The organism is Polaribacter sp. 2405UD43-2 (assembly GCF_058147125.1).
In genome coordinates, this window is sequence record NZ_JBYVJX010000002.1 from 44,252 (window position 1) to 70,521 (window position 26,270).

Consider the following 26,270-nt stretch of genomic DNA (forward strand, 5'->3'; position numbering starts at 1 on the left):
AGGTTGTAATATTTAAAAAACTACAATCCCCCCTGATATTTGACTTGTGTTACAAAAAGTAACATCCTCTGTACAAGGAAATCGTCCATATAAACCCTTAGTCTTCTGGCGATTGTAAGACTAAGCTCGATCGAGGCAAGAACGTTTAAACATGATACAGTTCTTTCCTTTCATTTTGCTAGCTTTGGCTATTGGAATGAAAACATCTGACTCAATCAGTAATGATAAAGTAAAAGATGTTGAGCAAATTCATTATTTTGCAGCTGACCCTCCTCCATCTGAAGGGGCAGGTGAAGAAGATGAATTAGAACCAAACAACTAGTTTGTTCTTTCAAGCAGCGATATAATTATATCGCTGCTTTTTTATTCCAAAGATTTAAAAGGTGATGTACTTTCATCTATATTTTCTCTATTTGCATTTTTGTATCTAATGTATTTACTTACCAATTCGGTTGTGTTCTTAACGTTAAACTTATGAAATAAATTTCTTATATGAACTTCAACCGTTTTAGGAGATATAAAAAGTTTGTCTGCAATTTCTTTTTGAGTAAGTCCTTTCATTAAATGCATAATAACTTCTTGTTCTCTCATAGAAGCCTGCATCCAGTGTTCAATGTCTAACATTTCAGAAATATTTTTATCTATATAATGTTGTCCCTTCATAACCGTTTCAATGGCGGCATACGTTTCTTCTATCCCCAACTGTTTATCAAGATAAGCATCTATATTACATTCGTTTAAAAGCCGATTGTAATGGTGTTTTCTAGTGTGCTGGGTTAAAATCATAATTTTAATAGCGGGATATTGCTGTTTTACTTTTTTTGCAATCATAAAACCATCAAATTGTTTGGTTTCAAAATTTAAATCTAAAATTATAATATCTACACTATTTATTTTTAATACATCCAATGTGGCTTCATAATTTATTGTATGCAATACCTTTTCTATTTTAGGATGTTGTAAAAGAAGTAACTTCATTCCTTGTGCAAAAGAAACAGAATCTTCAACTAATAGAATATTGAGTTTATTTTTCATCTTAAGTTTTGTTTGATTGGAAAATTGATGCTAATAGATGTTCCGTTTTCTGTATCTCTTATAAAAAAATCTCCACCAAGTAATTTGGTACGTTGTTTAATATTCATCAGTCCTATTCCTTTATCTTGTCCATTTTTAAATCCAATACCATTGTCACAAAATTCAAATAATAACGTTTTATTATCTTTAATGCGGTGTTCAATTTGAACTTCTGTTGCCTTAGAATGTTTTTCAATATTATTTAATATTTCTAGTAAGATCCCATAAAAATTAGTTTGTGCTTCCAATGTCATTTGGTTTAATGTTTCAGGTAGTGGTAATTGTATAGCAACAAAAATTTGTCCGTAATGTTGGAATTCTGATAATTGAGAAATGATAATATCATTTAGAGACGCCTCCTTTATTTTATTTCCAAGTGGTGATAAACGATGTGAAATTAACCTAATTTCATGATTGATGTTTTTAATATCATTAATGATTATTTTTCGAATTTCTTTAGGGTTTTCATCTTTTTCTAAAGCTAAAATTTTTAGTCTAATACCATCGTAGGAAGTGGTAATAATATCATGTAGATCTTTACTAATATGATTTTTAACTAACTCTTGACTTTCAAGGATTTCTTCTAATTTTTTATTTTCCAATTTTTGCAATTTTTCTTTTTGATTTTGCTTTATAAAAAAGTAAATACCTATAAAAATTAGAATTAGTAAACCAAAAAGTGAGAGTAATAAGTTTTTATTCTTTAAGATTTGTTTTTGAATTATTATAATGGACTTTTTTTGTTCATTTTTAGTTTGTAGATCTGAAATTTCTTGCAATTTTAATAGGCTCTCAAATTTTTCTTGAAGTGTTTGTACGGTTTTAGATTGCTTTTCGTTAAACAATTCTTTATATAATTGATATTGTTTTTCCTTAAAATCATAAGCCATATTATAGTTATGTGTGCTTTTATAATATATAGATTGAACCTCATAATAACGTAACCAAACCTCTTTTTTGGAGATAGTTAATAAGTATAATTTTGTAGAATCTAAATATGATTTCGCTTTTTTATATGTATTGTTTTTTATTGCCAACAATGCCAATTCATTATAAGTATAGGCTATCGATAAAGTATCTCGCTCCATTTTTTTCTCTATAAGAGCTTTTTTATATGTTTTTAAGGCTAATTCGTATTTATCAGTTAAAAAATAAACTGTAGCCAAATTATTAAGCATTTTGCCAATCTCTTTTTTCTTTTTTAAACCATTTTGGATTTTTATTGCGTCACTATAATTTTTTATTGCTGAATCATAGTTCTTTTCACTCTTATATAAGTTCGCAAGATTATTATAAGCGAATGATGTCTTTAATGTATCAGAGAGTTGTTTTCTAATATCAAGGCTTTCAGTCAAATATTTTCTAGCGATTTCTAGATTCCCAAGTAGCCTTTGTGTCTCACCAATTGTATAACAAACACTTGCTTTTTTTGATTGATTTTTATGTTTTGAAAACCCATCATAAGCTAATAATAAATAATTTATTGCTGAATTAAACTGCCCCGCTTGTTTAAATAGAATTCCTGCTTTTAAATAAGTAGAAAATTTATCTGCACTATCATCTAAATTCTTATAAATATTTAATGAATTACTTAAAGCCCAAAATAGACTGTCTTTCTCTTTTTCTTTTCTATAAATTAACCCAAGATTAAAATAAGAGTCTGCTGCATTTTTAGATGTTGAATCTCTTAAAATACTTTTTTTAAAGTGGATTTTTGAATCCTCATACTTTTTCTGCTTGTAATAAATTAATCCTATTTTTCTATAAATATAGCTGGCATCATAAATCAAATTCTGGTTTGAAGCAATTTTCAAGGATTCGTTGTATACTTCTAAGGCGTTTTCAAAATTTTTATTTTTCTCTAACTGTTTTGCTTTATTTATTAAAATATATAGTTTTTCATTATTGTAAACAGTTTCAAAGCTGTAACAATTTAATGTAAAACTCAATATTGAAAATAAAAACCAGTTTTTCATAAAATAAAAGTAATTGAAATTATTTTGAAATAATTTGCTTCTAATAAAATTAAGGGAAAATCCTTATTGACCCCACGAAGCTTTAAATATAATTTTACTGACAACTATATATCATTAAAATAATGAGGGATCTAAGAGAGTATCATGATAAAATTAAGTTGCAACAATTTGAGTCTTTTTATAGATTGTCTTTAGATGAAAAGAAATTAATTAAAAATAAAATTTCTAGTAAAGCTAAAAAAAAATTCAATCAACAAGAATATTTTAACATCGCAAGGAAAAGTGATTTACTTAAAGATATTCTTCCTAACGAGTTAACAAAATCTGTTGTGAATTTTGGTAGCAAATCTAATACTATAGGCGCCTTTTTAATTGAAAATTTATTACTAGATCAACATCTTGGACCTACAGGTGATCTAGATTTAAAAATAACTTCTTATAGTGAACTTATTCTAATGTCTATGGCTAATTTGATAGGCTATCCTTATGGCTATTTTTCTCAAAGAGAAGGGAAAATAATACAAAATCTCTTTCCAAGAATAGAAGATAAAAATAAACAATTGGGCACAGGTAGGGTTTATTTGGATTGGCATACTGAAGACGCATTTCATAATCTTAGATGTAACCACATATTATTGTTTTGCTTGAGAGGTACTCCAGAAGCTTATACACTAATTTCTAAAATAGATATCTATAAATTAAGCCCTGATACACTAAAGCAACTACTAAAGCCTAATTATATAATTTCTTCAGATGAAGCATATGGTGTTAAAAAAGAAGTTAAAGTGCCAATCTTGGAGTTTAGTGATACTCTCACTTTTAGATATGATCCATTATATACTTCTAGATTTTTAACCAAAAAAGCAGAAGATGCATTTAAAGAGTTAAAATTATTGATTACTGAAAATGCTGTAAAAATAGCCCTTAAGCCTGGTGATTTATTAATTATTGATAATAATAAATCTGTACATGGCAGGTCATTATTTACTCCAAAATTTGATGGATATGATCGTTGGCTTCAAAGAGTTGTCACTCTAAAATCTAAAGTAAAATGGGAATTTGTAAATAATAATAATCCTTATATAATTAATTTATGAAAATATCACAAAACATAGAATCTAGCTTTGCATTGCATTATGAGAGTTCAACGTATTCAAAAGCCAAAATAAAAGCAACTTTTTCATTCCCTGAAGGTTTTTATATATGTACTGACAAAAGTCCTTTCCATCCCGAAGACTATTTAGGTGGAGATCAACCTGGAGATAAAGGAACCCTAGTTATTGAGGGTATTAATTATAGCGTAGAAGATTCTCACATTATAATTATAGATTCAAATACAAAAAAAAGGATATTCCCAAAGAGTAAAGGTGCTTTTTATAATGGTCTTGAAATGGGTGAATATATTGCTCTAATTGGGCACTTTATTACTGAAGGTTTAACTTCATTAAATGAGAATTCAGTAATAGACCTTGAGTGTGAGTTATATGTAAATGTGAAATTTAGAGATAATCTTTCTAAAACTCATACAGCAGTTCATTTAATGTCATTAATTCTCAATAAGAAATTATCAGAATTTTGGAAAAAAAACATTGATAATAGAGATGATTTAGGTCAGCCAAATTTTGATTATTTAGCCATACAAAAGTCAAAAATTTATTCTCAATATTCTACAGATGAATATAGGCTTGGGAAAAGCTTATCAAAAAAAGGATTCGATTTAGAAAAATTTAAAAAAGTTGATTTTAAACAATTTTCTGATGAAATAACAAGCAGTTTAAATGAAGTTATAAAAAATAATAAAGACTCAAAAGTAATTATGTATGGAAACGATATTCAATTAGGGTCAAAACGAAATTTTAAAGTTATAATAAATCATAAACCTGTGATTATACCTTGTGGAGGTACACATGTTAACTCTTTATCTCAATTACCTGAAATTAAAATAGACTGCTTATATAATCAAAGAGAAAAAAGGTTGCTAATCAAAACTAAATTAATATAAATCGTCTAAAAATTTAACAATATGAACGAATTTTTATTTTATCTAACACGCTACGGAATATACTTTCTCCAAGGATTAGTAGCATTCCTAATTTTAAAATCTTTTTTTAGTGCTACACTAAAAAGCCATCATTCAAAATGGAATACACTTATTGATAATTTCAATTTTTCAACACAGGAGTTTTACAAACTACTTAAAGAAGAATTGCAAAACCAAGGTGTTAAACGTATTGAAATTGAACAAGTTTCTTTAAAAGAAGGCAATGCATTTTCATCAAGAAGAAGTTATTTAAGAGCTACTTGGAAAGAATATCAATACGATATTTGTGCAGCACCATTTGGGAAAGGTTTTTTTATCTCTTGGTGGTTGTTGTATAAAAACTCAATAAGTCAACTTATTATTTCAAAGATTCCGTTTGTTGGAGAATGGTTAGCAAGAAAATTATATCCAGTAACCTATTATAAAATAGATACAGCCTCTATGTTTATGAGTTATGCACAAGCTGCTGTATTAAAAGTAGTTGATGATATTTCAAAATCACAAGGAATAAGAATCTTGTCAAAACAAAAACGAAAGCCTACACTACAAGATATCTTCAAACGATAATGGGATGAAGCTATCATTAGCAGAACAAGCAACAATTAATTTTTATGAATTTGATTATAAGGGACGTGGTTATTACCACTTCCCTTTTTGTGTGGATATAGAACCACCCTATACCCATTTTTCTCATCATCAACATTTAAAATCCTATCCACAAGAGTATGATGACGGGAGAGCACCTTCCTATTTTAAAAATTTAACAGCACTTTTTACACCCAAGGTTCAAGAAGAAAAAAAAGAAATAGAGAAACCTTTTTTACCAAAAGAAGTACTCTCAAAACCTATATTGGTTGGTTTGGAAATTTCTTTTCCAAAACATCCATATATTGATAAAACATTGTTTGTCGAATTGTTGAATATGCTTGGCTATTCTGAAAATTCTATTTCTTTTGAAATTATTGGTACTTTTGAAAAGATTACCATTCAGATTGTTTGCAGTGAAAAGGATAAAATGCGAATAACCTCACATTGTAAAGCCTATTTTTCATCCATTTTATTTAAAGAAGTAAATGCATTAGATCTCCCTTTTAATGGTTATGATGATATCGCAGTTTGTGATTTCGGTTTGGAAGAAGAATCTATGCGTTCCATTCATACTCCCCAAAACTTTAGTATTGATACTTTTACAAGTATTTTTGCAACACTTGAAAACTTACAACAAGGAGATGTTATTGTCTATCAGATATTATTCAAGGGAGTTATAAACCCTTGGTCGAAAAGTATGATTAATGCTGTTTCTGATTCTAGTGGAAATTCATTCTTTCTGGATGCACCAGAAATGCTTCAGTTGGCTAAAAATAAGGTTTCTAAGCCTTTGTTTGCAGTTGTGGTACGTTTGGCTGCGCAATCATTGTTCAAGGAACGTACCCAATATTTGGCTTCAGAAATAATCCGAACTATTTCTACTTTTTCAAAATCTGAGTTTAATCGATTAATTCCATTATCTAATGAAGGATATAAATATCAACACCATATAGAAAATCTGTTTTATCGGCAAACCAACAGATTAGGAATGCTATTAAATACGGATGAATTAGTATCATTGGTTCATTATCCTAACGAAAGTGTTGTATCTTCTAAATTAGGTTTTAATGATAAAAAGACGAAAAAAGCACCTCAAATGGTTTTACAAGATACTCGTGGTTGTTTTATAGGCATTAATTCGTATCAACAAGAAGAATATTCGGTTCATTTAACTAAAGAACAACGTCTCAAACATATTCATATTGTCGGTGCCACTGGGGTTGGAAAATCGACATTAATTGCCAATATGGTATTGGATGATATTGAAAAAGGAAATGGAATTGCATTGTTTGATCCTCATGGCGATATCTGTGAAGATGTTTTACTTCGAATTCCAAATCATCGAAAAAAAGATGTGGTTGTTATTGATCCTTCAGACAATGAATTTCCTATCGGATTTAATCTACTACAAGCTAGTAATGATGCAGAAAAAATAGTTCTCAGTTCCGATTTAGTTTCCGCATTCAAACGTCACGCTACAGCTTGGGGAGATAATATGACTGCTGTATTATCCAATGCCATCAATGCTTTTTTAGAAAGTAATTGTGGTGGAACATTGATAGAACTCAAACGTTTTTTAATAGAAGAGAAATTTAGGAATGCTTATTTAGAAAAAATTCATGATAATTCCATTCATTATTACTGGAAAAATGAATATCCGCTTGTTAAAAAAGGTATTGCTCCTTTATTAACAAGAATTGATACTTTTTTACGCCCCAAGATTATTAGATATATGCTGGCTCAAAAAAAAGGTATTGATTTTAAAGAGTGTATTGATGATAAGAAAATCGTTTTATTGAAACTCTCACAAGGACTTATCGGAGAAGACAACTCGTATTTATTAGGTTCTTTATTTATTTCTAAATTCAATCAAGTAGCACTATCAAGACAACAAATTTCTAAAGAAAAAAGACATCCGTTTTATATTTATATGGATGAATTTCAGAATTTTATAACACCTTCGATAACAGCAATGCTGTCTGGAGTTCGTAAGTATGGAGTTGGGCTTGTTTTAGCACACCAAGAACTCGCCCAAATTGAAGAACAAAAAGTATTGAATTCTGTGATTTCAAACCCATTTACACGAATCTGTTTTAGATTGGGAGATAATGATGCACGTAAATTAGAAATTGGTTTTTCTTTCTTTGAAAATAATGATTTACAAAGTTTAGGAACAGGAGAAGTGATTATGCGTGTTGGAAGTAGTTTAAATGATTTTAGCCTCTCTACATCAAAATTATCAAATCAAATAAATTCTGAAGTTAAAGATTTTATCATTCAAAATACACGAAACAAATACACCAAGAATCGTTCTGAAATAAAAACCTTGTTAGATAGTTTACTACCTAAACCAAAAGCCTCCAAAGTAAAAGAAGAACCTATTTCTAATAAAATCTTAGAAGAATCATCTGATGATAAAATAGATAATACGATAAAAACTCTTCCTAAAATTGTAAAAGAAGAGAAGAAGCTAATTCCAAAGAAAGAGAAAAAGGTATTCACTAATTTTGAAAAACAAAAGGAAGTTTATCTCCAGCAAGCTGATGAACAGGAAATACTTCGTAAACATCGCTCATTGCAATATTTTGTTCGTACTATGGCAGTACAACGTGGTTTTAAAGCAACCCTTGAAGAAAAGTCTAAAAATGGTGGTCGTGTTGATGTTGGGTTATTAAAAGACGAGATTCGCATTGCTATTGAAATTTCAGTAACCAATACTGTTGAGTATGAAGTTCAGAATATTCAGAAATGTATAGATAGTAATTATTCTCTGGTTTATATGATTTCTGATGATGAAAAACATCTCCAAAATATTAAAGAACAGACCTTAAAAGTTATTCCAAAAAAGTTGCATTCCAAAATCCATTTTTTCCCTTCCAAAGAATTATCTTTATACTTGGATGCACTAACTCCAACTTCTATTGTTAAAGAGAAACGTGTCCGTGGCTATCGTGTGAAAGTAAATTATAAAACAGATCATAGTGATATGAATAAGCAAAAATCTATTACCAATATTATTATGGATGCGTTACGGAAAAAGTAGTGTTACTTTTCAAAAATGAATTGATTTTTAAAGTCACTTTTTTATCAATTTTACAATACCTTGCTTGTTCTATTTTTAGGATTTCTTCTTTTGGAATATTTATCATTGATAAAAAATCATCCATTGAAACCGAATGTTGTTTTCTCCATAACTTTGTTCGAGTTCCGAGTTTATCAAAGTTGGATGTTAGCTTTGGTGTGAAACCTAAAAACTCAATTATAGGTTCTAAATATTTTGGATGAATTGTTTTTTTGTTTATCTCCCAACTGGATAAGCACATACCATTTACTCCAAAGAATTTTGCTGCTGTGGCTTGTGAAAGATTTCTTTGTTGTCTTTCCCTCTTTATATACTCTCCTAAAGTTTTAGGTTTTATTTTTGGTGTGGTTTTTTCAGGTATTTTAGCTTTAAGGGTAAAACTGCATTTGGGTATCATTGAGTATAAGTAATTGCTTCTACTCGCCTACTTTGGAAATTCCGTAGGAATTTCCAACTTGGTATGTACTTGCAAAGTTTGGTGCTAAACCACGCAACTACTCATAGCCGAGACCGTTGTAGGTAATTTGAGAAAATGTCAGTCGATTTAATAGATAGAGTTCAATATTTAAAAAAAAGAGGAAACGAAAAACCTCAAGAAGAAGTATTTCGTTGGATTTCTGAAAATGAAATCGAACCTCTAACTGAATTCATAACTGATGGAAAAAAATATTATTGGAAAATAATCTCATCGGGCAAGTTTAAAAATATTATCGATGAGGATTTGACAGAATGGTTTTTGATTTTCTCAAAAGATTCTGAATTTAAAGCTCTTGCAAAAAAAAGAGACGGAATGGAGAACTTAATTGGACAAAAAAACGAACCGAAAATCTCAACAATCTGGATTTTGAAATCGGATTTTGAATCGTTAAAAATAAATGACAAACCAATATTAATTTGGACACCACATAGATTTGAACGACCAATTGAGAATATTAATTATGATTTTAATCAGCTGATTTCTAAACTTAAAAATCCAAATATAAAATTGACTGAATTTATACTTGACCCTAAATCAAAAACATATCAAAACCGAATTAGATAAAAAACATTAAGACTAAATATCAATAAATGAAAAAAATATATTTTGCTCTTTTCTGTCTACCAGTTTTTTGCTTTTCACAAAATATTGATTCGTTAAATATGCTAAAAAAAACGATTGGTTTACTTTACATTGGTTTGACAAAGACACAGTTTATCTACTTCCAAAACGGAAAATTGGGGATTATTCAAAGCTCGATACTCTTCAAATCCTTAGAATGAAAAAAATCGAATTTTATGGAGAGAGAATTAGTTTTAATAAAAATGGTGAGTTAAAGTATTCTAATAATATGTCCTGTCCAGTTGGAGAGCCCTTAAGAAAAGTACACTCTATCGAGTTAAAAAATAATAAACTGATTGTGGATTTTGAATACACGAGATGGCCTTGGGGAAAGAACGTTGCAATTCGACAAAAAAGAATACTTGACATAATTAAATGGAGTTCTGAGCGAATTATTTTAAAGTAAAAACTACCTACAACAACGTGTATAATTAATTGCTTGGTTCAAGTCTACTCGGAATTTCCTTCGGAAATTCCTCTGGCTCGTGAATGTTTGCTAAATTAGTTGCTGAAACACGCAACTAACCATACACAAAACCGTTGTAGGTAATTATGACCCGTCCTGAATAAAGGCTACATAATTTTAAACATTATGTATAAAAACGACAGAGTAACCAGACGTTACAGCGAACCTTTCAAATTAAAAATTTTAGCCGAACTTACAACTGGAAAGTATAACAAGTATCAACTAGGTAAACTTTATAGTATTGCTCCTACAACCATTAACGAATGGATTAGAAAATATGATCGTAAAGACCTTATGAACACTAGAGTTATGGTAGAAACAAATGATGAAATATCGCGTATCAAAGCATTACAAAAAGAGATACAACAACTGAAGAAACTGCTTCTTAAAAAAGATATGGATGGGCTTATTGATGATGCTTACCTAGAAGTAGCTGCTCAAAAACTAGGGTATAAAAGTGTCTTGGAACTTAAAAAAAACTAAGTATCAAGCCTTAATTATTGCAGTTGTAAAAGCTAAAGGGTTTACTTCAATTTCTAAGGTATGTAAAGGTTTTAACTTAAATCGTGATGCTTATTACAAATACAAACGTAGAGCTGATCAAAGAAATAAAGTAGAACAACAAATCATACATATCGTAAAAAAAAGACGTAAATCCTTACCTAGAGAAGGCGTGCGTAAATTAATGAAATCTATAAATGATGACTTTGATAAACAACACCTAAAAGTAGGCAGAGACACTTTGTTTAAGGTACTTAGAGAACATAATATGTTAACACTTAGAAAAAAATATAGTTGTAGAACCACAAACTCTTATCATCGTTTTTATAAGTATAACAACCTTATAAAAGATATGAAAGTTAATAAACCTAATCAAGTTTGGGTATCTGACATCATATACATTAGAACCGTTAAAGGCTTTTGCTATCTGGCGCTTATTACAGATATGCATTCTCGTAAGATTATTGGTTATGCCTTGAAGTAATAGCCTGGAACTAAAAGGATGTGTTAGAGCGCTTAACAAAGCTATTTATCAAGCAAAAAACACTAAAAATCTAATACATCATTCTGACAGAGGAATACAATATTGTAGCAATCTATACACACAAATACTTAAAAGAAATAATATAAATATTAGTATGACAGAAGAAAATCATTGCTATGGAAACGCGCTCGCAGAACGTGCAAACGGTATCTTAAAAGATGAGTTTTATCTCAACCAGGTCTTTGATAGCTTTGAACACGCTAAAAAAGCCACAAAAAATGCAATTAATCTATACAACGAAATAAGATTACATCTATCTTTAGACTTTAAAGCGCCTAATATGGTATACAAATTAACAGCGTAAATCAATTTTTAATCTGTAGCCATATTTCAGGACAAGACATAGTAAATCGCGAAAAGAAATTAAAAATTTAGGTTTTAGATTTACTAGTAAAAAAATGAAAATTGAAATTTAGTAAATTATTTTGTTGCCAAACTTTTTTCTTCTAATAAAATTTGCTTAATTTTAAATCGCTATGAATATAATTGAGTTTAAAAAACTAAGTAAAGAACTTCAAGATTTAAGTAAAAACATTCCTTTAAATTGGGGCAAAATTCAAAATAATAAAACAGATTCTTTGTTGAATTTATTTGATATTAAAAATAAAAATCAACTTGAATCTGAAATAGAAAATTTTGATAAAAATTCTCAAAATTATTTTAGAAGAAGATGGTTTTTATGGCAATGTTCTAAAGTTGATGAATATTTGTTTTATCAAGAAAATAATGTTACTAAGAACCCTAATTCTAGAGACCAAAATTGGGATGTTGAGTTTCATCAAAAAAAACAATTTAGATTTGATATAAAAGGTACTGTTGTTCCTAAATCTTTAAGAGCAAATTTTACTGTTTCTGACGAACAAAAAATCATCAATTTTTATTATCAAAACCAGAGTAAGGGCATCAGAAATAACACGCAAAATAGGTTATTTATTGTGCATCATTCTTTTTACAAACCCGAAAGAAGTTTGTTTTTAAGGTGTCATTGGCAACTTAAACAAAAAGCTTATCTGCATTTTACGAATCTACTTTTATCAAAAGTAAATTTTTGCACTTACAAAAATGCGATTGCAAAATGTATTTTTATCATCGAAAGCAAAAATAATGCGTTTAGTTTTGTTATCAACTAAAAAATTATTCTTCTAAAATTTTAGCAATATTTGGTTTAAAATAGTTTGGTCCTTTTAAAACTTTACCATCTTCTCTGTAAATTGGCTTACCATCTTTGTCTAATTTACTCATATTAGAACGCTGAATTTCATTAAAAACTTCTTCGATTTTGTCTTGCATTCCATGTTCTATAATGGTGCCGCATAAAATATAGAGCATATCTCCTAAAGCATCTGCAACCTCTACCAAATCGTTATTATTGGCGGCTTCTAAATATTCTTCGTTTTCTTCTCTCATTAATTTATAACGAAGTAAATTTCTATCTTCACCAATATTAGCAATTGGTTTTTGATTCATATTTAATTTATAAACTGTATGAAATTTTGTTACTGCTGCTATTTTGTTTTTCATTATTAAGTTATTTCTAGTTCTGTTTTTATCTTTTGAAAATTAAAATTAGACCAATCTGTAATATGACTTTTAATATTTTCTTTTTTAAAATCTATTAAATTTTTATCTCTTATTCCTAAAAAATGGATTCCTAAGTTTTTGGCGGTTTTTAAATCCCAAATCCCATCTCCTACAGAAATAATATTCTCAAATTGGTTGACATTAAAATAATTTTTAGCTTTTTCTATGGCAGATTTTACAATATTTTCTCTTGTAAAAATCGTGTTAGAAGCTTCTACCAAATTGGGCACAAAATTAATTTTTGCCTGCTCTAGTTTAATAAATGCTGGTTGTAATAAAGAACCTGTTGCAAAACAAATAGCATAATCTGTTTCTTTTAAAAAGAAATCTACAATTAAATTTGCTCCTTTTATTTCTTCTGTTTTTGGTAAATCTAGCAATCTTTTCGTCATTTTTTTTTCAAAGGATGCAACAAAGGAAAGATCGAATCCTTTATTAAAATTGGCTTCGAAATTTAGTTTTAAAATATGACTATCTGTTACATTTGGGTAGCTTTTCCAATCTTGATTTATTTCTGTAATTCCAAAATCAATCATTGTTTTTACATACGCAGTTTGATGTTGGTTTTCACTTTTTGTAAGTGTATCATCAATATCAAAAACAATTAAATTTTTCTTTTTCATTTAAGTTGCTTTCTTTAATAACCAAGCAGGTACAGTTTTTAAAACCCAAGCTATTAATTGCCATCTCTTAGAAATATAGGCAACTCTTTTTTTCTTTTTTATGGCAGCATAAATTTGATTTGATGCTTTTTTTAAAGGGACTAACCAAAAAACGCCATCGCCCAAAGCCATTGCTGTATCTACAAAACCAGGTCTAATATCTGTAATAAAAACTTTTTTAGATTTTATAGATTTTGTTTTGATATACAAACTTTCTAAGTAGGCTTTTTGATAGGCTTTGGATGCAAAATATACTGGCGCAGAACGATTTCCTCTAATAGATGCAATTGATGAAATTCCAACTAAATGTCCAAATTGTTGTTTCTTAAACAAATTATACGCTAAAGTGTAGAGTTTGGTTACGCCAAGCACATTTGTGTTTATGGTTTGCGCTTCTTTGCTCCATTCTAATTTTGGATTTACAAACCCAACTCCAGAAGATTGTATCACCAAATCAATGGTTTTAAATTGATTTACAATTTCATTAAAAACCTTTTCTACTTCATCAACTTTTTGAATATCATTTTGTTTGATGATTACTTGATTCGGAAATTCTTTTTTTATTTCTTCTAACAATTCTAATCTTCTACCTGTAATTGCCACATTATACCCGTCTTTAACTAAAAGTTGAGTTAGTGTTTTACCAATGCCAGAAGTTGCTCCAAAAACGATGGCGTTCTTCATTTTATTTGTAATTTTGAAAAATCAAATTTTAATGATTTTAGATAGACAATATATAGAAACTTTCTGAAAAATGAACTTTTCTTTTTGGCTATTAATTCACAACTTATAAAGAATAGAAACTATGTTTTTAAGTGCTTTTTTTACTACAGGACGAATTATTTTTACGATTTTCTTTGTAATTGCTTTTTTAACTTTAATGATTTATAGTTATAGAAAAGACATCAAAAATCACGAACGCTACTATAAAGGTGCTGGTAAAAAAGTGATGCTTTTTGGTGGGTTAATTGTTATTATTTTTATGGTAATTCGTTTTTTAACAGAGCATTAAAAAAACCGACTCATTTTAGAATCGGTTTTATAACATTTATAGCTTTTGATTTTACTGTAAAAGAAAATAACACAAATTGTATTTTCTTATTATTTAGTTTCTAAAAAGCTATAGTTTTTAGAGTAAAAAAGCATTTGGTTTTCAAAGCTTTTTGGTTGTTTAATAGTAACATCTATAATACTATCCTCTGTATTTGTTATTGGTACTAAAACAGGATTCACAAAACCATTATATGGTGCAGATTTAAACTGCTTATTTCTTTTAAGCACTTCTTTATGAATTTCTAGATCTACTTTAACACCATAACCTTCAACTAATTTTTTAGCAGCTTCAAAGTCTCCTTCAGATTTTATACGTTGTGTTTCTCTTAATAGTCGTCCAAAAATTTTACAAAGCTTATCATAATCATTAATATTATAATAGGTTTTTCCGTTTTTAACAACCTTTTCTATTACGTTGTCTTTTGCTCCTTGTTCAAACGCCCAAGCAGAAACCCATTGTCTGTTTACCATATGGTCTTCTTCTACATCATCACCTAAATTTAATCTTATTAATTGCGTTATTAATCCATTTCTAATATACCCATCATAAGCTGCCATTCCTAACTTTTTCCAATTATCGGTCAATCCTAATTCTTGCAATTTTGGATCCATTAAATAAAACAAACCAACTAAATCTGCACGTCCTTCTTCCATAGTTGATGCATAATTTTGAAGCGTTTCTTTTGGTTGCCCAACACCATTGTTAATTACCCCAGAAGCGTGTCCAACAACTTCATGTAAAGCTGTATGTAATTTGTCTGCAATTTGTCCGTATTTTTCTTCTAATTCAATTTCCTCTTTATCGTGCGCAAATTCTTTTAAACGCCCAGTTCCGCCAGCATTATTATACGCTCTAATAATGTTTCCTAGAGAGACAGATTTAGAACCATGCTGTTGGCGAATCCAATTATTGTTTGGTAAATTTACACCTATTGGCGTACTTGGAGATGCATCTCCTGCCTCACCAGCCACATTAACGGTTTTGTAAGAAACCCCTACAACATTTTTCTTTTTATGATTTTCCATTAAAGGAGAATTGTCTTCAAACCATTGTGCATTATCTGATAAAACTTTCATTTTACGAGACATATCAAAATCTTTAATTTGTACAATTGTTTCGTAAGACCCTCTGTATCCTTTAGGGTCGTTATAAACTTCTATAAAACCATTAATCCAATCTATATTACCATCTGTAGATGTTGCCCAAGCAATACAATATTTATCCCAAATATCTAAACTACCCGTTTTATAATACTCAATTAATAAACTTAATGCATTTGCTTGTTTTTCATTTTCTGCAACTCCTTTTGCTTTTTCTAACCAAACAATAATTTTGTCTATTGCTGCACCATACATTCCGCCAGATTTCCAAACTTTTTCTACCAATTTACCATTTTCTCTAACTAATTTAGAGTTTAAACCTGCTTCTATTGGCATTCCTTTTGGACCTTTGTAAGCTGTTTTATAAAAATTGGCAACTTCTTTATCAGTAATATCTGGCGCGTAAAAATTAATTGCAGATGATAAGATATTATCAACGCCTGCTTTTTTATTCACTTTTTTATTATCGGCATCATTAAATAATACTTCTATAACTTCTGAGGATAAACTAGTGTTCGATTTTTTTAATAATTCGTTTACAAAATATTCTTTAGTAAATTCTGGTTTTATTTTATCGTTTGAATAATGATGATGAATTCCGTTAGAAAACCAAACTCTTTTTAAATAGGTTTTAAACGACTTAAAATTGTCAGAATTTCTATCACTTTTATAATTCTGATTGATATTTTCTAGTGCTTTTCTAATACTTAAATTATGTCTGTAATTTTGATCCCACATAATATCTCTACCCGCTAAACCAGCTTGTGTTAGGTAGTATACAAGTTTTTTTTCTTTTAGAGTAAGTTCATTAAAACCAGGAATTTTGTAGCGTAAAACTTTAATGTCTGCAAATTGCTCTACAAAATGATTGAATTCTTCTTGCTTTTCAACCTTTTTAGAAGGTTCCTTTTTATCACAAGAAAATAAAAAAGCTACTGTAAATAGCGCTAAGAATGCTTGTTTTATATTCATATTTTTTAATTTTAAATTGATGTATAAATATACGGTTTTTAGGTTTGATATTTTCTCATATTTCTTAATCGTTTCCAAGTTTTGTTGTGTATAATAATATAAATTAAAAAACAACTTACATCAAGCAAAAAATAGAACAAACTTATTCCGCTTGGCGGATTATTGCTTGGTAAAAAAGTAAAAACCCTAAAAGCTGTATCTGGCCATTTCCAAGCGCCAAAAGCTGTTCCTCCTATTTCTAAAATTGCCACTAGAATATACATTGAATAAAAAAATAATCTATCTTTTGGTCTTTTCAATAGAAGTAAAAAAACACAAATTGTCATTACAAAACCAAAAATATCTGTAAAAAGTAGAAGATAAATTATTGCAAAAAAACCAATAGCTATTGCAAACAATTGTTCTATTGCTTTATGATGTTTTCTAACAACAGATGCTTTGCTAAACATAAAAATTCTTCCATACAAAGCAGCGTGACCTAATGGCACATATAAAGGTACATTTTCTAATCTATAAGTATACATATGAAGCCCCCTAGAAAATAAATGCTCTCCTAAAAAACCTACAATTACAGCGTAAATCATAACTTTTTTTACTCTAGGTGTAGATCTAAAGTACATTTTTAAAAAACCAGCAAGCATTAAAATATTAATAAGCCACTGTGAACTTGTTACATTTTCTGAAAACCAAAGACTATCAAAAAAAAGCACAAAAACAAAGAAAACAAAACGTCCTATTTCTCTATTAAATATTGATATTATTTTATTTAAATCGGTTTTAGGAACTGCTAATATTTTCATCCTTTAGGGTATTTAAAACAATTTGTTGTGTGATCATTTACCATACCAACTGCTTGCATATAAGCGTAGATTACAGTAGAACCCACAAATTTAAACCCACGTTTTTTTAAGTCTTTAGAAATTGTATCTGACAAAGTTGTTGTAGCAGGAACGTTTTCTTTTCTATGAAATTTATTTATAATCGGTTTTCCATCAACATAACTCCAAATAAATTTAGAAAAAGAACCAAATTCTTTTTGAAGTTCTATAAATAATTGTGCGTTAGTTATGGCACTTCTTACTTTTAATTTATTTCTAATGATTCCTGAATCTTGTAGTAAAGATTTGTACTTACTTTCTGAATATTTTGCAATCTTTTTGTAATCAAAATTATCAAATGCTTTTCTAAAGTTTTCTCTTTTATTTAAAATAGTAATCCAACTTAAACCTGCCTGAAATGTTTCTAAAATTAAAAACTCAAACAGTGTTTTATCATCATAAACGGGTTCTCCCCATTCACTATCATGGTAATCTTTATACAGTTTACTATCTGTAACCCAAAAGCATCTTTGTTTCATTTTATTGGTTTTTACAAGTTTACAAATTAATGTTAAAAGAAAGAATTATTTATCCATTTTAGAATAAATTTTGTATTTTATTCCTGTTTACTCAACAAAAGTGTGGTTTTACTCATTTTGTCTTTTTTTAATAAAATTACCATACTATTTTTGAGTAACTAAAGATTAAGAAAAGATTTTTACCTCTGTAATTAATTTAAATCAAAGAAAATGAAACTTATAAAATACTCACTATTAATTACCGTAATTAGTGTTTTTATTTGGTCTTGTGGTTCAACTCCTACTAATAAAACAACTAAAGAAAAAGAAGAACCTGTGGTTATTGCTAACGATAGTTTAGAATATGAAATAATTATTATTGATGTTGGTTTTAATTTGTTTTTAAATTCTATAGCGCGACCTAAAGGTTTTTATTCACAAAACTATTTAGAAACTAGAAATAGAGTTTGGGTCTTAGAATGGAACAACAGAGCAAGAAACATTAGTCAATTTAATGCCAATATTTACGAAAACGTAATTGATTACCAACCAGATATAGATTACGGGTACGAGGTAAATTATAAACTTTTTAATTATTTCTTGTTTGCTCAACGCAAATATAAAATGAGTTTAGGCGGCGGATTTAGAACCAATAGAATTAATTAGTTTTCTTTTGATAACTTACAAAACTATAATCATAGCTATTTTTTTCATCGGCTTTAAAATCTTCTCTTTTAGATTCTTCCCAAATATTTAAATCTATTTCTGGAAAAAAAGCATCTGCATCAAACTCTGAATGAACTAAAGTAATATCTAGTTGATCTACTAAATCCTTTTTTATTGCTTCTTTATAAATCTGTGCGCCACCAATAATAAATATTTTTTCATCATTTTCCGCTAATTCAATTGCTTCTTCTAAACTATGGGCAATTAAACAACCATCTTTAAAGTAATTTTTATTTCTAGTAATAATTATTGTTGTTCTGTTTGGCAATGGTTTACCAATAGATTCAAAAGTATTTCTACCCATTAAAATATGATGCGCAGAAGTTACTTTTTTAAACCTTTTTAAATCCGCAGGTAAATGCCAAATTAAATCGTTATTTTTTCCTAAAGCATTATTTTTGGCAATTGCTGCAATAATTGTAATCATAAATTCATAAATTTTTTAACAAAATTAAAGTAATTCTTCTTTGATTTGACGTTTTAAACTCTTTTTTAGACAATTTTATCAATTTACGAATACGTTTTCGGACTAAAAACGCTGAAAATCAAGGAAAAAGAAACCAACATTTTTTTATATAAACTTCAATTTTAAAACACTTTTTTTTTGAATTATCAATAATTTACATACACATTTTGTAAAACTGATAATTCTTTAAAATTCTTATAAAACTTTGTCTATTCTATTTCTTTTCTTCTATACATTTACCACAAAATTTTGAATTAAAAAATATGGCAATTAAAAAACAATTTTTAAAAAGCAAACCTGTTTGTAAAGTTACTTTTACCGTGCCTGCAGAAGAAGCAAATAAAGTAGCAGTTGTAGGAAATTTTAATGAGTGGAATGCAAAAGCAACTCCATTAAAAAAATTAAAAAATGGATCTTTTAAAGGTACTGTTGATTTAGAAACTGGTAATTCTTATGAATTTAGATACCTAGTTGATGGTGCTTATGTAAACGAACAAGAAGCAGATAGTTTTGCTTGGAACGATTATGCTGGCGCAGAAAACAGTGTATTAAACATATAACAAATGTTATGAAAAAAGAAAAAGAGCTTTCAGAATTACTTGAAAGCTCTTTTTTTTTAAACAGCAACCACTCCTTTTATATGTGGATGAGGGTTATAATTTAACAACTCAAAATCATTAAAAGTAAAATCGAAAATACTTTTTACTTCTGGGTTTATTTTCATTGTTGGCAAAGGTCTAAGTTCTCTAGACAATTGTAATTCTAATTGTTCTTGATGATTGTTATAAATATGGGCATCACCAAAAGTATGGATAAATTCTCCTGCTTTATAACCACAAACCTGAGCAATCATCATAGTAAGCAATGCATAACTTGCAATATTAAAAGGAACTCCTAAAAATATATCTGCACTTCTTTGGTACAACTGGCAAGACAATTTACCATCTGCAACATAAAACTGAAAAAAAGCGTGACAAGGTGGTAATGCTGCTTTTCCGTTAGCAACATTTTCAGAAAAAGATTTTGATGTATCTGGTAATACAGAAGGATTCCAAGCAGAAACCAACATTCTTCTAGAATTCGGATTCGTTTTTAAAGAGTGGATAATTTCTTTTAATTGGTCTATTTCATCGCTATTCCAATTACGCCATTGATGCCCGTAAACAGGACCTAAATCTCCATTTTCATCTGCCCAATCATTCCAAATTCTAACTCCATTTTCTTGTAAATATTTAATATTAGTATCTCCTTTTATAAACCAAAGCAATTCGTAAATAATCGATTTTAAATGTAATTTCTTAGTAGTTACCATAGGGAAACCTTTGCTTAAATCAAAACGCATTTGATGCCCAAAAACACTTTTTGTTCCTGTTCCTGTTCTGTCTCCTTTTTCGTTTCCGTTTTCTAAAACGTGTTTTACTAAATCGTGATATTGACGCATTGTTTTATCGTTTAATTGTTTATTTGTGTAACTGTTTAAACGCTTAAACAATTACACGATTACACATTTTTTATCCTATAATCATCCCTGCAATAGTTGCAGACATTAAAGAAGCAATTGTTCCACCAATTAGTGCTTTCATTCCAAATTCTGATAATACTTTTCGCTGACCAGGAGCTAAAGAGCCAATTCCTCCTATTTGTATTCCTATAGAAGCAAAGTTTGCAAAACCACACAACATATAGGTTGCCATAATTACAGATTTATTATAAGTTAAATGTGTTGCATTGGCTACATTTTTCAATTCTGCCAATTGTATATAACCTACAAATTCACTTGCGGCTAATTTAATTCCTAATAATTGCCCCATAAGTGCCATATCTTCTGTAGCAACACCCATTAACCACATTAGCGGGGCAAAAACATAGCCTAAAATAAACTCTAAAGTCAAAGATTGGTAAGGTGTGTTTTGTACAATCCAATCATTAAGACCAGTTATGCTACCCAAAGATGTAAACCCGTGATTTATCATAGCAATAAAAGCCACAAATACCAATAACATTGCCCCAACATTTACTGCCAAACGTAACCCTTCTGTTGTACCGTTAGCAATGGCATCTAAAATATTAGAACCTATTTTATCTGAAGAAACTTTTACATCTGTATTTATACTTTCTGTTTGCGGATATAAAATTTTAGAAATTATAATTGCACCTGGTGCTGCCATAACAGATGCAGCCAATAAATGTTTAGCATATTGTAATCTTAACACAGGATCATCTCCACCTAAAAAACCTATATAAGCAGCTAAAACAGCACCTGCAACAGTTGCCATTCCGCCAATCATTACCAATAACATTTCTGACTTATTCATTTTTTCTAAATAAGCTTTTATAAGAAGTGGTGCTTCTGTTTGTCCTAAAAAAATATTACCAGCAACTGATAGACTTTCTGCTCCAGAAATTTTTAAAATTTTCGACAAAACAATTCCAAATGCTTTTACAACAATCTGTATAACACCTAAGTAAAATAACAATGATGTTAATGCAGAAAAGAAAATGATTGTTGGCAATACTTGAAACGCAAAAATAAATCCAAAAGTATTCATATCGCCCACCATTCCTGCAAATAAAAACTCGCTTCCTGCTCTTGTAAAATCTAAAACTTTTACAAAAATATTACCTACAAATTCGAATCCGTTTTGAATAAAACCAACTTTTAAAACTCCAATTGCTATTAATAATTGAAAAGCTAAACCAATACCTACTGTTTTCCAATCTATATCTTTCTTTTTAGAGCTAAATAAATAGGCTATTGCAAGTAAAGAAATCATTCCTAAAACTCCTCTCCATAAAGTATTAAAAGAAAAACCTTGGCTTGGTAAAATTTCTGAAACTGTAGTGGCTGCTTCTGTGTTTTGAGAAAATATTGAAATTGATAAAAAACTAAAAACGATAAAAAGTGTTTTTTTCATAACTATATTGTATAATTTTAAGAGCGCTTGCTTATTTCGTCTCTAATTTTTGCTGCCAATTCATAATTTTCATCAGCAACTGCAGTATTTAATTGATCATTTAATTCTTTTATAGACAAATCTGAAAAAGGAGTTTCTTTTTGAGAAGTTAAGTCTTCTAATTCTAAAGAAGTTTCTTCTGAGACTGGTGTTTCTTTTATTGATAATTCTTCTTCAATTTTTAAATAAATACCTGCTTTTTCTAAAATATTTTCATAGGTATAAATAGGAGCTCCAAAACGAACTGCAATTGCAATTGCATCTGATGTTCGAGTATCAATAGCTTCTTCTACTCCTTCTCTCTCACAAATTAAACTAGAAAAGAAAACGCCATCTACCAATTTATGAATGATAACTTCTTTTACATTGATTAAAAAACGGTCGGAAAAAGTTTTAAATAAATCATGTGTAAGCGGTCTTGGCGGTCTAATTTCTGTTTCTAAAGCAATCGCAATAGATTGTGCTTCAAAAGCTCCAATAATAATTGGTAAAGTTCTTGTACCTTCTATTTCACTCAATACCAAGGCATAAGCTCCACTTTGGGTTTGACTGTAAGAAATTCCTTTAATATTTAATTGTATTAAACTCATACATTTATCTACATAAACTAAAAAGTAATTTTTAATATTTTAAAGTTTTTACGACTAACTTTTTAGTGGGCACAATTTAATAAAAATAATAGCTTAAAAACTGATATTTCTTTAAAAATACTAAATATAAATAGATACACACGCGTGAATGATTGAAGCATCTGTCCGAGCTATTTTCTTTTTTTTGATGAAATGAAAGAAAAGAAAAAGCGAGTGACTTTCGGCTTCGCTCAAGATAAACTCCAAGCCTAACTAAATTATTTAAAATTTGATTTACTTATGTTGATAAATAAAAAACCTACCAAAAAATAATTCTGATAGGTTTTTAAATTTGTAATTATAAATAATTTGGGCACGCCCAAAAAATATTAAGACGCTTTAAAAGCTTTTAATTTTTCGATTAATTTTGGTACAACCTCAAAAGCATCTCCAACAATACCATAATCTGCTGCCTTAAAGAAAGGGGCTTCTGCATCTGTATTGATAACCACTTTTACTTTAGATGCGTTGATACCTGCCAAATGCTGAATTGCACCAGAAATACCAATAGCAATATATAAGTTAGAAGCAACTGGCTTGCCTGTTTGCCCAACGTGTTCTGAGTGTGGACGCCAACCTAAATCTGAAACTGGTTTCGAACAAGCAGTTGCCGCTCCTAAAACGTCTGCCAGTTCTTCTATCATTTTCCAATTTTCTGGTCCTTTTAAACCTCTACCAGCAGAAACTACAATATCTGCATCTGCAATGGTTACTTTACCTGTAACTCTTTCTACTTTTTCTGATGTTACACCTGCTTCTACAATTGTAGCATTAAAAGATTCTGATGTTCCTGAAACCGTATTTTCGTGAACCCCGTAAGAGTTTTTAGCCAAACCAATTACTTTATTTTCTGTAGAAATTACGGTATTTGAAAATGCTTTGTTAGAAAAAGCTTTTCTTTTTACTGTAAACGGACTTGTGCTACTTGGTAATGCTACTACATTCGAAACATAACCTGCTTCTAAATTTACAGCAACAATTGGTGCTAAATACAAACCATCTATACTTGAGTCTACAACAACAACATTTGCACTTTCTGCTTTTGCTATTTCTGTTACAATGGCTGCATATTGTTTTGCATTAAATGTTTTTAAAGCATCGTTAGAAACTGCAATTACTTTTTCTGCTCCGTAGGTATATAATTCTGATGAATCGCTAGCATTTATTGTAAGCGCAACCACAGAAGTACCTAATTGTTCCGCTACTTTTTTTCCGTAAGAAACTACTTCAAAAGCAGTTTTTTTAAATTTTCCTTCCGATGAATCGGCAAAAACTAAAACAGACATATTATATAAGTTTTTGGTTGTTAGTAAGTAGTTTTTAGTTTTACTATACCAACAAAATTATTTTTATTTTTTAATTGTTGAATCGTGTAATTGTTGAATAGTGACTTTAACAATTACACAACTAAACATTTACACATTTTTATATCACTTTTGCTTCATTATGTAATAAGCTTATTAACTCATCTACATTGTCTGCATCTACTAATTTTACTGCTCCTTTTGGTGCTGGCTTTTCAAAAGTTTGAATATTTGTTAATGCATCTCCACCAACAGCTTCTACAACTTGTAAAGGTTTTTTACGCGCCATCATAATTCCGCGCATATTTGGTATACGCAAATCTTTCTCTTCAACAATTCCTTTTTGCCCTCCAATAACTAGAGGTAAACTAGAGGATAATGTTTCATTTCCGCCATCAATTTCTCTCATTGCAGATACATTTGTTCCATCTATTTCTAAACCGACACAACCATTTATAAAATTAAAATCGGTTAAAGTTGCTAACATTCCAGGAACCATTTGACCATTATAATCTGCAGATTCTTTACCCGCTAAGACCAAATCATAACCTCCATTTTTTACAACTGCCGCTAATTCTTTTGCTACTTGAAATCCGTCAGTAGGATTCGCATTTACACGAATTGCATTATCTGCACCTATTGCTAGCGCTTTTCTTAAAGTAGGTTCTGTTTCTGCGCCACCAACATTTACTACGGTTACAGAAGCTCCTTGTTTTTCTTTAAACCACATTGCTCTTGTAAGGCAAAACTCATCATAAGGATTTATTACAAACTGTACTCCATTTGTATCAAACTTTGTGTCGTTTTCAGTAAAATTAATTTTTGATGTGGTATCAGGAACGTGACTAATACATACCAATATTTTCATAAAATTCTATTTTTATACTTTTTTATTGCTGATGGCGAAATTACGTCTTTTTTTTAAAAAATACTATGCACGCATAATAAATTTTTATTTTTTTAACATTTTTCGAAAACGATTGAGTATTTAATCATCAACAAAAGTGATACTTTCTAATTCTGATTGAAAAAAAATGACAATTAATTCCTTACTTTTGCAATTGATAATTACTAATTACAACTAATAATAAATGAAAACAGTTCAGTTCAGAGAAGCAATTTGTGAAGCTATGAGTGAAGAAATGCGCAGAGACGAGAGCATTTACTTAATGGGTGAAGAAGTTGCAGAATATAATGGTGCCTACAAAGCATCTAAAGGAATGTTAGACGAGTTTGGTGCAAAACGTGTATTAGATACTCCAATTGCTGAACTTGGTTTTGCGGGTATTGCAATAGGTTCTGCTATGAATGGAAACAGACCCATTGTAGAGTATATGACTTTTAACTTCTCTTTAGTAGGAATTGATCAAATTATAAATAATGCCGCAAAAATTAGACAAATGTCTGGCGGACAATTTAATTGCCCAATAGTTTTTAGAGGTCCAACAGCATCTGCAGGTCAATTAGGAGCAACACACTCGCAAGCATTTGAAAACTGGTTTGCAAATACACCAGGTTTAAAAGTTATAGTACCCTCTAATCCTTATGACGCAAAAGGCTTATTAAAAGCTGCCATTAGAGATGATGATCCTGTAATTTTTATGGAATCTGAACAAATGTATGGAGATAAGATGGAAATTCCTGAAGGTGAGTATATTATACCTATTGGAGTTGCAGATATAAAAAGAGCAGGAACTGATGTAACCATTGTTTCTTTTGGTAAAATTATAAAAGAAGCTTACAAAGCTGCAGATGAATTAGCAAAAGAAAATATTTCTGTTGAGATTTTAGATTTAAGAACTGTTCGTCCTATGGACCATACTGCAATAATAGAATCGGTTAAAAAAACAAATAGATTAGTTATTTTAGAAGAAGCTTGGCCATTTGCAAGTGTTTCATCAGAAATAACTTATAGAATTCAAGAAGAAGCATTTGATTATTTAGATGCTCCAATAAAAAGAATTACAACTGCAGACACACCTGCACCCTATTCTCCTGTTCTGCTAGAAAAATGGTTACCAAATCATAATGATGTAATTAAAGCTGTAAAAGAAGTTTTATATCTTTAATAAATAAAAACAATTTAAAAAAAGCTTTTTCAAAATGAAAAAGCTT

Annotated in this window: 30 protein-coding genes; 15 read left to right on the forward strand and 15 right to left on the reverse strand. The window is 29.4% G+C overall.

The features are described 5' to 3' along the window. Window positions 1–196 precede the first annotated feature (196 nt). Window positions 197–322 (forward strand): hypothetical protein, encoded by a 126-nt coding sequence (locus ACY2RX_RS03445; RefSeq protein WP_490102571.1) that lies wholly within the window; start codon window positions 197–199, stop codon window positions 320–322. Window positions 323–363: 41 nt separating this feature from the next. On the opposite strand, the gene ACY2RX_RS03450 is transcribed toward ACY2RX_RS03445, so the two are convergent. Together ACY2RX_RS03450 and ACY2RX_RS03455 are read right to left on the reverse strand one after the other, a co-directional pair. Beyond that, on the reverse strand, window positions 364–1,035 hold the full coding sequence (locus ACY2RX_RS03450) for a response regulator transcription factor (protein WP_490102572.1): 672 nt from the start codon (window positions 1,033–1,035) through the stop codon (window positions 364–366). After that, window positions 1,032–3,050, reverse strand: a complete 2,019-nt coding sequence (locus ACY2RX_RS03455; protein ID WP_490102573.1) for a tetratricopeptide repeat-containing sensor histidine kinase — start codon at window positions 3,048–3,050, stop codon at window positions 1,032–1,034. The genes ACY2RX_RS03450 and ACY2RX_RS03455 overlap by 4 nt, the downstream gene beginning before the upstream one ends. A gap of 122 nt (window positions 3,051–3,172) precedes the next feature. Between ACY2RX_RS03455 and ACY2RX_RS03460 the strand changes: the two genes are divergently transcribed. The 4 genes from ACY2RX_RS03460 to ACY2RX_RS03475 are packed head-to-tail and all read left to right on the forward strand — an operon-like array spanning window position 3,173 to window position 8,722. Then, window positions 3,173–4,147 carry a TauD/TfdA family dioxygenase gene (locus ACY2RX_RS03460; RefSeq protein WP_490102574.1) on the forward strand — a complete coding sequence of 325 codons (975 nt, stop codon included), beginning with the start codon at window positions 3,173–3,175 and terminating at the stop codon, window positions 4,145–4,147. Continuing rightward, complete coding sequence (locus ACY2RX_RS03465; RefSeq protein WP_490102575.1) at window positions 4,144–5,052, forward strand: alanyl-tRNA editing protein; 909 nt, start codon at window positions 4,144–4,146, stop codon at window positions 5,050–5,052. Before ACY2RX_RS03460 ends, ACY2RX_RS03465 begins: the two co-directional genes overlap by 4 nt. 21 nt (window positions 5,053–5,073) lie before the next feature. After that, window positions 5,074–5,658, forward strand: a complete 585-nt coding sequence (locus ACY2RX_RS03470) for a hypothetical protein (RefSeq protein WP_490102576.1) — start codon at window positions 5,074–5,076, stop codon at window positions 5,656–5,658. A gap of 4 nt (window positions 5,659–5,662) precedes the next feature. Further along, entirely contained in the window at window positions 5,663–8,722 is a 3,060-nt protein-coding gene (locus ACY2RX_RS03475; protein WP_490102577.1) for a type IV secretory system conjugative DNA transfer family protein, read from the forward strand. Here the strand turns inward: ACY2RX_RS03475 and ACY2RX_RS03480 are convergent. Continuing rightward, window positions 8,697–9,158 (reverse strand): helix-turn-helix domain-containing protein, encoded by a 462-nt coding sequence (locus ACY2RX_RS03480; RefSeq protein WP_490102578.1) that lies wholly within the window; start codon window positions 9,156–9,158, stop codon window positions 8,697–8,699. The genes ACY2RX_RS03475 and ACY2RX_RS03480 overlap by 26 nt on opposite strands. Before the next feature lie 135 nt (window positions 9,159–9,293). Here ACY2RX_RS03480 and ACY2RX_RS03485 point away from each other — a divergent pair, with 135 nt between their 5' ends. The 6 genes from ACY2RX_RS03485 (at window position 9,294) to ACY2RX_RS03510 (ending at window position 12,501) form a co-directional block, all read left to right on the forward strand. After that, entirely contained in the window at window positions 9,294–9,803 is a 510-nt protein-coding gene (locus ACY2RX_RS03485; protein ID WP_490102579.1) for a hypothetical protein, read from the forward strand. A gap of 214 nt (window positions 9,804–10,017) precedes the next feature. Then, on the forward strand, window positions 10,018–10,266 hold the full coding sequence (locus tag ACY2RX_RS03490; protein ID WP_490102580.1) for a hypothetical protein: 249 nt from the start codon (window positions 10,018–10,020) through the stop codon (window positions 10,264–10,266). A 186-nt stretch (window positions 10,267–10,452) separates the two neighbouring features. Continuing rightward, window positions 10,453–10,809, forward strand: a complete 357-nt coding sequence (locus tag ACY2RX_RS03495; protein WP_490102581.1) for a transposase — start codon at window positions 10,453–10,455, stop codon at window positions 10,807–10,809. Next, a complete protein-coding gene (locus tag ACY2RX_RS03500; RefSeq protein WP_490102582.1) occupies window positions 10,784–11,311 on the forward strand; it encodes a DDE-type integrase/transposase/recombinase in 528 nt (175 codons plus the stop codon). The genes ACY2RX_RS03495 and ACY2RX_RS03500 overlap by 26 nt, the downstream gene beginning before the upstream one ends. Window positions 11,312–11,459: 148 nt before the next feature. Next, complete coding sequence (locus tag ACY2RX_RS03505; protein WP_490102912.1) at window positions 11,460–11,675, forward strand: integrase core domain-containing protein; 216 nt, start codon at window positions 11,460–11,462, stop codon at window positions 11,673–11,675. A gap of 172 nt (window positions 11,676–11,847) precedes the next feature. Then, window positions 11,848–12,501, forward strand: a complete 654-nt coding sequence (locus ACY2RX_RS03510) for a hypothetical protein (RefSeq protein ID WP_490102583.1) — start codon at window positions 11,848–11,850, stop codon at window positions 12,499–12,501. Window positions 12,502–12,505: 4 nt separating this feature from the next. Here the strand turns inward: ACY2RX_RS03510 and ACY2RX_RS03515 are convergent, their stop codons facing one another. From ACY2RX_RS03515 to ACY2RX_RS03525, 3 genes are read right to left on the reverse strand one after another with little or no spacing between them, the layout of a single operon-like run. Further along, the gene (locus ACY2RX_RS03515; RefSeq protein ID WP_490102584.1) at window positions 12,506–12,892 is read right to left on the reverse strand and encodes a pyrophosphohydrolase domain-containing protein; all 387 of its coding nucleotides are present in this window, start codon (window positions 12,890–12,892) and stop codon (window positions 12,506–12,508) included. A 2-nt stretch (window positions 12,893–12,894) separates the two neighbouring features. Next, window positions 12,895–13,575 carry an HAD family hydrolase gene (locus ACY2RX_RS03520; protein ID WP_490102585.1) on the reverse strand — a complete coding sequence of 227 codons (681 nt, stop codon included), beginning with the start codon at window positions 13,573–13,575 and terminating at the stop codon, window positions 12,895–12,897. Further along, the gene (locus ACY2RX_RS03525; RefSeq protein ID WP_490102586.1) at window positions 13,576–14,298 is read right to left on the reverse strand and encodes an SDR family NAD(P)-dependent oxidoreductase; all 723 of its coding nucleotides are present in this window, start codon (window positions 14,296–14,298) and stop codon (window positions 13,576–13,578) included. A 121-nt stretch (window positions 14,299–14,419) separates the two neighbouring features. Here ACY2RX_RS03525 and ACY2RX_RS03530 point away from each other — a divergent pair, with 121 nt between their 5' ends. Beyond that, window positions 14,420–14,626, forward strand: a complete 207-nt coding sequence (locus ACY2RX_RS03530; RefSeq protein WP_490102587.1) for a hypothetical protein — start codon at window positions 14,420–14,422, stop codon at window positions 14,624–14,626. 89 nt (window positions 14,627–14,715) lie between these two features. On the opposite strand, the gene ACY2RX_RS03535 is transcribed toward ACY2RX_RS03530, so the two are convergent. The 3 genes from ACY2RX_RS03535 to ACY2RX_RS03545 are packed head-to-tail and all read right to left on the reverse strand — an operon-like array spanning window position 14,716 to window position 18,097. Continuing rightward, window positions 14,716–16,740, reverse strand: coding sequence for a dipeptidyl-peptidase 3 family protein (locus ACY2RX_RS03535; protein WP_490102588.1), 2,025 nt, complete (start codon window positions 16,738–16,740; stop codon window positions 14,716–14,718). Window positions 16,741–16,778: 38 nt separating this feature from the next. Next, the gene (locus tag ACY2RX_RS03540) at window positions 16,779–17,540 is read right to left on the reverse strand and encodes a hypothetical protein (protein ID WP_490102589.1); all 762 of its coding nucleotides are present in this window, start codon (window positions 17,538–17,540) and stop codon (window positions 16,779–16,781) included. Continuing rightward, window positions 17,537–18,097, reverse strand: a complete 561-nt coding sequence (locus tag ACY2RX_RS03545; protein ID WP_490102590.1) for a DNA-3-methyladenine glycosylase I — start codon at window positions 18,095–18,097, stop codon at window positions 17,537–17,539. The genes ACY2RX_RS03540 and ACY2RX_RS03545 overlap by 4 nt, the downstream gene beginning before the upstream one ends. 210 nt (window positions 18,098–18,307) lie before the next feature. On the opposite strand from ACY2RX_RS03545, the gene ACY2RX_RS03550 reads away from it, so the two are divergent. Further along, a complete protein-coding gene (locus ACY2RX_RS03550) occupies window positions 18,308–18,742 on the forward strand; it encodes a DUF6146 family protein (RefSeq protein WP_490102591.1) in 435 nt (144 codons plus the stop codon). Here the strand turns inward: ACY2RX_RS03550 and ACY2RX_RS03555 are convergent. Next, window positions 18,735–19,229, reverse strand: coding sequence for a dihydrofolate reductase (locus ACY2RX_RS03555; RefSeq protein ID WP_490102592.1), 495 nt, complete (start codon window positions 19,227–19,229; stop codon window positions 18,735–18,737). The genes ACY2RX_RS03550 and ACY2RX_RS03555 overlap by 8 nt on opposite strands. A gap of 302 nt (window positions 19,230–19,531) precedes the next feature. Here ACY2RX_RS03555 and ACY2RX_RS03560 point away from each other — a divergent pair, with 302 nt between their 5' ends. Then, window positions 19,532–19,828 carry an isoamylase early set domain-containing protein gene (locus tag ACY2RX_RS03560; RefSeq protein WP_490102593.1) on the forward strand — a complete coding sequence of 99 codons (297 nt, stop codon included), beginning with the start codon at window positions 19,532–19,534 and terminating at the stop codon, window positions 19,826–19,828. Between the two features lie 56 nt (window positions 19,829–19,884). Here ACY2RX_RS03560 and ACY2RX_RS03565 read toward each other — a convergent pair whose 3' ends face one another. The 5 genes from ACY2RX_RS03565 to ACY2RX_RS03585 all read right to left on the reverse strand — a co-directional run bounded on the left by ACY2RX_RS03565 (window position 19,885) and on the right by ACY2RX_RS03585 (window position 25,023). Next, window positions 19,885–20,709: a thymidylate synthase gene (locus tag ACY2RX_RS03565; protein WP_490102594.1), complete on the reverse strand. Its 825-nt coding sequence runs from the start codon at window positions 20,707–20,709 to the stop codon at window positions 19,885–19,887. Window positions 20,710–20,779: 70 nt separating this feature from the next. Then, a complete protein-coding gene (locus tag ACY2RX_RS03570) occupies window positions 20,780–22,183 on the reverse strand; it encodes a NupC/NupG family nucleoside CNT transporter (RefSeq protein WP_490102595.1) in 1,404 nt (467 codons plus the stop codon). Between the two features lie 17 nt (window positions 22,184–22,200). Continuing rightward, complete coding sequence (locus tag ACY2RX_RS03575; protein ID WP_490102596.1) at window positions 22,201–22,812, reverse strand: bifunctional nuclease family protein; 612 nt, start codon at window positions 22,810–22,812, stop codon at window positions 22,201–22,203. Between the two features lie 368 nt (window positions 22,813–23,180). Beyond that, the gene (locus tag ACY2RX_RS03580; protein WP_490102597.1) at window positions 23,181–24,137 is read right to left on the reverse strand and encodes an electron transfer flavoprotein subunit alpha/FixB family protein; all 957 of its coding nucleotides are present in this window, start codon (window positions 24,135–24,137) and stop codon (window positions 23,181–23,183) included. A gap of 139 nt (window positions 24,138–24,276) precedes the next feature. Next, a complete protein-coding gene (locus ACY2RX_RS03585) occupies window positions 24,277–25,023 on the reverse strand; it encodes an electron transfer flavoprotein subunit beta/FixA family protein (protein ID WP_490102598.1) in 747 nt (248 codons plus the stop codon). Window positions 25,024–25,246: 223 nt separating this feature from the next. On the opposite strand from ACY2RX_RS03585, the gene ACY2RX_RS03590 reads away from it, so the two are divergent. Further along, window positions 25,247–26,224, forward strand: coding sequence for a pyruvate dehydrogenase complex E1 component subunit beta (locus tag ACY2RX_RS03590; RefSeq protein WP_490102599.1), 978 nt, complete (start codon window positions 25,247–25,249; stop codon window positions 26,222–26,224). Window positions 26,225–26,270 lie beyond the last annotated feature (46 nt).